The organism is Streptomyces sp. NPDC100445 (genome assembly GCF_044759735.1).
GTDB lineage: Bacteria > Actinomycetota > Actinomycetes > Streptomycetales > Streptomycetaceae > Streptomyces.
The window spans coordinates 1-5,875 of record NZ_JBIVZV010000026.1 but is presented as its reverse complement, the minus strand read 5'-3'; the positions used below and the strand labels follow the sequence as shown (position 1 = coordinate 5,875).

Here is a 5,875-nt window from a genome sequence, read left to right as displayed (position 1 = left end):
AGCGCCCCACTGACATCGGAGCCTTGATCCCCAGAAGCAAAAGCTGTGGAGGCAAGGATCCTCGCCTCCACAGCTTCGTTTGTACCCGTCAACCGAGGGCTGACCCTTGACGCCTGAGTTCAAAACGCTAAGGAGAAGCTCAGCAGCTCGGGTTGTAGTAGTACGCCACGCGGCTGCCCGACTTGTTCCGCGAGGCAAGGGACCACTTGCCCGCCGCCGTGCAACCGCTCGTGGTCAGGCTGTCGCCGGTTTCCACCGCGGACGAGTGCTTGTTGTTCGGGTGCTTATAGTTTGACCACGCCGTGTTAGCACCCTCGTCGTAACTCCAAGTGCCGCCGCCGACGTTGGTGGTCGTAGCAAGCGCCGGAGCGGCGGCTGCGAGGATGATGGCCGCTGATGCAAGTGCAGCCTTAGCCCCGGACCTCTTGTTCATGAATGACTCCCCTTTTCACCATGATTTTTGATCAGGACAGGTCAAGATCATGGCGCGTATCGTAGCCATCTGGCAACCACGCGCTCATGTGATCTATCCAACTCCTTCTATACACCGCTTCGTTGCATCGGGCTGGCCCCTGTCATGCGTAGTCGCCAGCCACCGTGCTACCGGGCCGGCGCATACCGCTTGTACACCGTCACCCTGCGACCGCGGACCTGCTCGTCAGCTATCGCAGTGAAGTACCGTTTCAACACCTTGATTTTGGTCCTGTCTCGCTCGGCGGTCACCGGCTTCGCCACCGAGGTCGCATCCGTAACTAGCACTAGACGACGCTGTCTCAGCATCGCGGAGCGGATCTGAGAAGGGCCAGCCTCCACACCCTTCAGGGTTCCTGACTGCTCTGGGCTTTCCGCCAGGGCGATGTCATGAAGGCCAGCGAATGCTTCCGGGGAGACGGACTTGGTGTCCCTGCGCGCCGAAGGTACGAACAGCACTGCAGTCGCGGACTTCTTCATCCGCTGAACGTCTGATGCTACGGCCAGGACATCGTCCACCCGACTCTTAGGTGACCGCTTCGCCAGCGACTGCGGCAGTAGTGCCACCATCGCTACGGCAACCACTACGGGGAGAACCCATGCTGACGCGGTCGCGGAACGAGGCTGGGCTGCCTTCCTTGCCGATTCGACGATCCCGCCGATCAGGAGCGCAAGGCCGAGCATGCTGAAGAGAATGTAGCGGTCCAAGAACAGCGGCTGAATCAGGGAAAGCGCGATGAGGCCGAGTTGCGGCACCGCCAGCAACGGCAGCCCGACGGATGCCAAGGACAACCGACCGGCTTCAGGCTGGTCCAGTAGGGCTCCGACACCACCGATCACCAGCAGGACCGTCGGGCCGATCAGCATGTGCCAGGTGAGTGGAGGTATCCACGATACCTGTGCCGACTGGCTTTCGCTGAACAGGATCAAGGGGGACACGCAGGCGGAAGCGACCACAGACGCCACTAGCCAGCGTGCCCAAACGCAACGCGGAACTCGGATCCAAGCCAAAGTCATAAAGTGTGCCAGCAGGATCATGAGCGAAAGCCAGTTCAAAAGTCCGCAGATCAATACGGTGCTGCCGTAGGCAGCCCAGCGGCTTAGATGAGCACGCCCTTGGAGCAAAGTGACCAGCAGCATGGTCGAGACCCCACATCCGGCTGCTACCAGGGCATATGGCCGCCCCTCTTGCAGGTAGAACTGCACAGCCGGCAGCAGGCCGAACGTCAGCCCGCCAGCCAACCCTGCCCACGCGTTGGCGAGCCGCTGACCGATGACAGTGACACAGGCTGCCGCCACTGCGGTGGCCAGGACCGAGGGGAGCCGCAGTGTCGTGGTGCCGGGGCCGAAAATCTCGAACAGCACATGCATTAGCAGGTAGTAGCACCCATGCACGACGTCCACGTTTCCCAGCATGTGCCATATTTCAGCTGTTGAGCGCTGAGCCACATTCCAGGTAGCGGCCTCATCCCGCCACACACTGTTTTGCCGAGATAGCCCCCACAGGCCGAAAGCAAGCGTCCACAACATCGGTATCAACCAAACGGGAACGTGGCGACGAAGTGGAATTGTTGGGAATGCCATAGAGCTTATTCCGACCCTAGATCTTAGCTCGCAATGACCGAAATATCCCGGTCTGTGGATATGTAAATGGGGCATTGGCGGCCGCTGAGAACGTAGCACCTGTCGAGGGCCTGCACACCCACTGGACGACCACGAAGCGTATGCACCGTAACGTCCCGGTGCGCCTCCCACCTGAGGATGGGACGGCCGACGGTGCCATTCCGGCCACAGCCTGTCTATCCACCTGTTGGGAGTCAACCTAGCCAATCTCCGCCAAGCCGCTAGAAGCGGGAATGCAGCCCTGACCTGGCAGCTCTTGACCCGCCAGCCGCATCTGCAAGGTGGCTCCGTCCTGCCCACATCGCCGCCGTTCACACCCACGCCCATCGGTGCACGCTTGGCTGAAACAAGATCCAGTTAGATAGATCACATGCGCATACAGTTGCAGGCCCGCTACTGCGCGCACCATGATCTTGACCTGTCCTGATCAAAATCATGATGAAAAGGGGAGTCAATCATGAACAAGAGGACTGGATTCAAGGCCGCCTTGGCGTGCGCAGCCATCATCGCCGCTGCAGCCTCGCCGGCGATGGCCATCACGGTCGACCGTGACGGGGGCAAGTGGAGCTACGACGAGGGCGCCAACAGCGCCTGGTCTAACTACAAGCACCCGGACAACAAGCACGCATCCTCGGTGAAGAACAACGACCAGCTGTCCCGCAGTGGCTGCACGGCGAAGGGCGTCTGGTCCCTGGCTTCGATCGAGAAGAATAGCGGCGTGGGCTCAAGCAACCACATCAGCTACTACTACAACCCGAGCTGCTAAACCCTCACTGGGGTTTCAAGTCTCTTGAGTTCCCGCCGCAGCAGGCCGCTCCGATGGCCAGCTCGGCTCAGCTGTGGAGGCGAATTCTACTCGCCTCCACAGCTCTTCTTTGTGTCAATTAATTCCCTGAACATGTGCGCCTCAGCGCCCTGAGCTTAGGTATCCGATGCTGCATCGAGGTATACGATTCGTCCACGCTGCCATCTTGTCCTTCTCGGCGGTGCTGGCTTTTCTGCTCGTGCAGGCACTGGATGAGAGTCAGCCACTAGGTAACTCTGCCGTGGTTGATGTGCTCGATTCTGATAACTCGGTGAATAGTGCGCAAGTCATCCAGACCATCAAGGCGTTCTCGATCAAGCACAATGTAGTGGTCGCTCGAGAGATGACCGACCTAAAAAACCCCGATGGGCTGCGGCATCTCTATATGGCACCTAGCGGTACCAGTACCGTCGCAACTGCCTGGCTGAACGGAGGGTATCCGGAGTTTAGCAAGAACTACAAAACCCACGTAGGTCCGATCTCAGAGATCGAACATCGCGATCCACGCGGCATGTACTACGTATTCGGCTCCTCAAAGGCTGCCGAAAAACTGGGGTTTGAGCTTGACCGACTTGGCCTGGTTACGAGCGTCACCCACCCACTCTCGTACAGCGAACTGGCCGAACAATACGCGGACGACCCCCTCTGGTGGGCCTTCTGCACTGTTGCCCTCGCGGCGCTCACGGTGACGGGCGCAAGCGTACTACTCAACGCAAAATCCTACGGTGTCCTTCGCATGCAGGGAATGTCTTTGGTTGACATTCTGATACGCGATCTGCGCCAGCTGACCGTGTTCTGGCTATTGGCAGCCAGCGCCGTGGTGGGCGCCGCCCTCACCTTCCTGGGTTTGTATAACGACTTCGCCTGGCTCGAACTGTTCACTGCGGTTGCGGTAACTATCGCCGGCCTCCTGACCGCCCTGGTGCTGGCTACCCATGCTGCTGCCCTTGCGCTGACCGCCAAGGTTGACGTACTGCGTGCCCTGAAAGGTGAGCTGCCCTCTCGGGCAGCATCTATCAGCGTCTACCTTGTCCGCATTCCAGCACTCCTTCTCACTCTCAGCATCGCCACGGACGTCACGCTTGCTGCGCGAGATGTGATGGCGCGGGAGGAGAACCAGCACGTCTACCGGAAGGTGGGCGACGCCGTTTCTCTTCGCCTCAATGGGGCCTTCGCGGCGCACTTGGATCAGTTGGATAAACAGCTGGGCCCATGGTTGCGCGACGCTGACAGGAAAGGTGACGTAATCGTCGCCGGGCGCAGAGATCTGCAAATCTCTGCGCCCGGCGCTCACCTGCCGCCTGGCGAAATAATCATTGTCAATGACACCTACCTCAGTAAGCAGCCCGTCCTCGACCCGGCCGGGCGGCGATACGGTTCCGAAGTCAGGAACAGCAAGGACCCCGACTCGCGTGCCATACGGCTAATCATTCCCACACCCCTCGCGTCCCACACCCAGGCGATCACTAAAGCAACTGTCGAGATACTCGATCCCGATAACAGTCGACACATCCCCATCAAAACTCTCCGCAGCAAAGCCGACCAGAGCCTTTTCGTTTACAATACGGGCGCTCAGGTCTATAACTCAGCACATAGTCCAACGGATGACCGGTCCTTCGTTCGGAATCCTATTGTTGTTGCCGTACCCAACGGCTCTCACTTCCTTACAAACGACGCCTACGATACATTCGCCACTCAGGACGGTGTGATCTTCCCCGACCCGGATGACACACTGCACTCCATCGAAGCAAGAAAGCTTCAAACATACGTAATTGCAGTGAGTTCAGTAGCCCAAAAGACGGCCCGCGATTACAAGGATGCAGTCAGCAAGCTCCGAATTCAAATATTCAATCTTATCGTAGCCGTCGTGGTGCTGCTCGTAGCCGGTGTCGGCATCTGCATAATCTACTCGCGTAAGAACGCGCAGGGTATTTTTGCGCGACACGTAAGCGGCTGGACTTACGTTGCCACGCACCGTTTTATCCTAGCCGTAGAAGTGGCTATCGCAATCGTTTTTGCGACGCGGGTCCCGTTCGAAGCATGGCAACAAAATCAGCAATTGACCAAGTTCGCAGCCGCCGGCACACCGGCGCCATTCCAGCCTACTCACATAACTGCGCTGGACCTCAGCGTCATAATGAGCGTTGTCGGTCTCGAGGTCGGGGCAGTACTTCTCGCTCTTGCTTATTTCCACCGCCGTATTATCAAGGAAGCAGCGGCCGGTGCATGAGCAACCTCAATAGACGAAGTATCCAGTGCAGTCCGGAGCGTATTATGATCGAAATCTCGGATCTTTCAAAAACCTTCGGTACTCGAACCCTTTGGCGCAACATCAATCTGACCATCAGCCGTGGAGAAATGCTGGCCCTCGTAGGCCCAAGCGGTTCAGGCAAGTCAACCCTCCTTAACTGCCTAGGACTGCTCGACAAGCCGACTTCCGGAGCCATTCACTACAAGGGCGCCGAAATAACAGGGTTCAGTCCACGCGCGATCCGGCGGTTCCGTCGCGACACCCTTGGCTATCTATTTCAGAGCTATGCATTGATAGAGAACGCGACTGTCGCAGAGAATCTCGAGGTTGCTGTCAAACCAAGGCGATGGCCGAGCACAGAGGGCAGCAAAGCGATCACGGAGGCTCTTGACCGTGTTGGTCTTGCAGGACGAGAAAAACAGAAGATATATCATTTGAGCGGCGGAGAACAGCAGCGCGTGGCTCTGGCTCGTCTAATAGTTCAGCAACCTTCTCTAGTACTTGCCGACGAGCCGACGGGCGCCCTTGACGGTGACAACACCATCATGGTTGTCGATACCCTCAGAGAGATGAGCAAGGCCGGCTGCGCTGTGGTCATCGCAACTCACGATGAGGGCGTTCGCGACCAATGCGACACTATCTTTACTCTGCATAAATCCTCTCTGATCGATGCCTCCTGATACTCCAGTAGCGCCAGGATGTAGCGGTTGTCGTAGGGCGAGTAC

General features: G+C 58.2%; 5 protein-coding genes. 3 read left to right on the top strand and 2 right to left on the bottom strand.

The features are described from left to right. Positions 1-139: 139 nt before the first annotated feature. Both ACIQVT_RS34670 and ACIQVT_RS34665 read right to left on the bottom strand, forming a co-directional pair. Positions 140-433 (bottom strand): lactococcin 972 family bacteriocin, encoded by a 294-nt coding sequence (locus ACIQVT_RS34670; RefSeq protein ID WP_403763753.1) that lies wholly within the window; start codon positions 431-433, stop codon positions 140-142. A gap of 167 nt (positions 434-600) precedes the next feature. Beyond that, entirely contained in the window at positions 601-2,055 is a 1,455-nt protein-coding gene (locus ACIQVT_RS34665; RefSeq protein ID WP_403763750.1) for a hypothetical protein, read from the bottom strand. Positions 2,056-2,551: 496 nt separating this feature from the next. On the opposite strand from ACIQVT_RS34665, the gene ACIQVT_RS34660 reads away from it, so the two are divergent. From ACIQVT_RS34660 to ACIQVT_RS34650, 3 genes are all read left to right on the top strand, one after another. After that, a complete protein-coding gene (locus ACIQVT_RS34660) occupies positions 2,552-2,860 on the top strand; it encodes a lactococcin 972 family bacteriocin (RefSeq protein ID WP_403763747.1) in 309 nt (102 codons plus the stop codon). Positions 2,861-3,065: 205 nt separating this feature from the next. Further along, positions 3,066-5,129: a hypothetical protein gene (locus ACIQVT_RS34655; protein WP_403763744.1), complete on the top strand. Its 2,064-nt coding sequence runs from the start codon at positions 3,066-3,068 to the stop codon at positions 5,127-5,129. Beyond that, positions 5,126-5,830, top strand: a complete 705-nt coding sequence (locus ACIQVT_RS34650) for an ABC transporter ATP-binding protein (protein ID WP_403763741.1) — start codon at positions 5,126-5,128, stop codon at positions 5,828-5,830. Before ACIQVT_RS34655 ends, ACIQVT_RS34650 begins: the two co-directional genes overlap by 4 nt. Positions 5,831-5,875: the final 45 nt, after the last annotated feature.

Bases quoted from the DNA above. Each gene is read 5' to 3' on its own strand.
- ACIQVT_RS34670 (WP_403763753.1), bottom strand. From the start codon at position 433: ATGAACAAGAGGTCCGGGGCTAAGGCTGCACTTGCATCAGCGGCCATC.
- ACIQVT_RS34650 (WP_403763741.1), top strand. From the start codon at position 5,126: ATGAGCAACCTCAATAGACGAAGTATCCAGTGCAGTCCGGAGCGTATT.
- ACIQVT_RS34660 (WP_403763747.1), top strand. From the start codon at position 2,552: ATGAACAAGAGGACTGGATTCAAGGCCGCCTTGGCGTGCGCAGCCATC.
- ACIQVT_RS34665 (WP_403763750.1), bottom strand. From the start codon at position 2,055: ATGGCATTCCCAACAATTCCACTTCGTCGCCACGTTCCCGTTTGGTTG.